Origin of the sequence: Streptomyces sp. UH6, from assembly GCF_013421635.1 — a bacterium.
Classification (GTDB): Bacteria; Actinomycetota; Actinomycetes; order Streptomycetales; family Streptomycetaceae; genus Streptomyces; species Streptomyces abyssomicinicus.
The window spans coordinates 1-1,318 of sequence record NZ_JACADT010001281.1; the positions used below are offsets into that span (position 1 = coordinate 1).

Sequence of the window (1,318 nt, forward strand, 5' to 3'; positions counted from 1 at the left end):
TCCGGGCGGCCGACGACGGGACGGACCACGCGAACTCCGCCCCTGCGACGGGCCGTTACGCCGCCGAGGACGACTGCGAGCGCCCGGAGGCGCTGAGCCCCGCACCGTCGAGGGACGAGAGCGGAGAAACGATCCAGGAGATCAAGGAACGCGGCTACCTGCGGGTCGGCGTCGACCAGAACAGCTACGGCTGGGGTTACCGCGACCCCAACAGCGGCAGCCGGCAGGTGGAGCTGTCCGGCTTCGACATCGACCTGGCCAAGCGGATCGCCGACGAGCTCCTGGGCCCGCGCGCCCCCGGTCAGGAACCCAACATCCGCTTCCACGCCGTTCCCACCAACCAGCGCGTCCCCGCGGTGCGGGAGGGCCGGGTCGACATGGTGGTGCGCACCATGACCATCAGCTGCGACCGGCTGAAGGAGGTCTCCTTCTCCGCCCCGTACTTCACGACCGGACAGCAGGTCCTCGCCCCCGCGCGGTCCGACGTCCGGGGCTACGACCGGTCCCTGGCGGGCAAGAGGATCTGCACCGCGGCGAGTTCCACGGCCTACCTCCGGCTCGAGAAGGACAAGAAGGACGGTGTGGCGGCGGTCGCCGACGCGGACATCGGCACCACCGTGCCCAACCAGCTGGACTGCCTGGTACGGCTCCAGCTCGGCGAGGTCGACGCGGTGGTCACCGACAGCGCCCTGGCCGCCAGCCAGGCCGCGCAGGACCCCTCGGTGACGCTGAAGGGCGAGGAGTTCACCGAGGAGTACTACGGCGTGGCCATGTCGAAGGAGGCCGACGACCTGGTCCGCCGGGTCAACGCCGTACTGCGCGACTACGTCTCGGACGGGGGCTGGAAGCGGGCGTACGACCGGTGGCTGGAGCCGACCATGAAGAAGCCCGCCGATCCGCCGCCGGCCGTCTACCGCGACTGACCCGCGCCCGGCCTGGGCAGGGTCTGACCGGCGTGGCCGACGAAGCCCGCGCCGATGGACCGCACGCACCGACTGCGCACTGAGAGGTGATCGATGGGCGACACGGGACACGCCTTGGGTCCGGTGATGGACCGGGACGAGGTGGACCGTGCGCTGGCGCGGCTCGGCGCGGAGCACGAGGCGATAGAGTCCTCGCTCCTCGCGCTGCAGGACCACGCGGGGCGCAGACTTCTCGAAGGGGCCGAGCTGACCGGCGCCACCCGGGAGCGGTGGGAGCGGGCGGACGCCTCGATCACCCTGCTGTGGACGTACTTCGACGCCTGGACGGACACCCTGCGCTCCGCCCGCGAGCTGCGGGCGCGGCGCCGCTGGTCCGGGCGTGAGGACCTGGTGGC

The 1,318-nt window shown here is 71.9% G+C and carries 1 protein-coding gene and 1 pseudogene; both read left to right on the forward strand.

Going from position 1 to position 1,318, the window contains the following annotated elements; genetic code table 11:
* Nucleotides 1-923: glutamate ABC transporter substrate-binding protein (locus HW445_RS31275; RefSeq protein ID WP_180224152.1), on the forward strand; the 923-nt coding region annotated here is incomplete at its 5' end.
* 93 nt (nt 924-1,016) lie between these two features.
* Nucleotides 1,017-1,318, forward strand: a pseudogene (locus tag HW445_RS31280) (hypothetical protein); the annotation flags it as partial.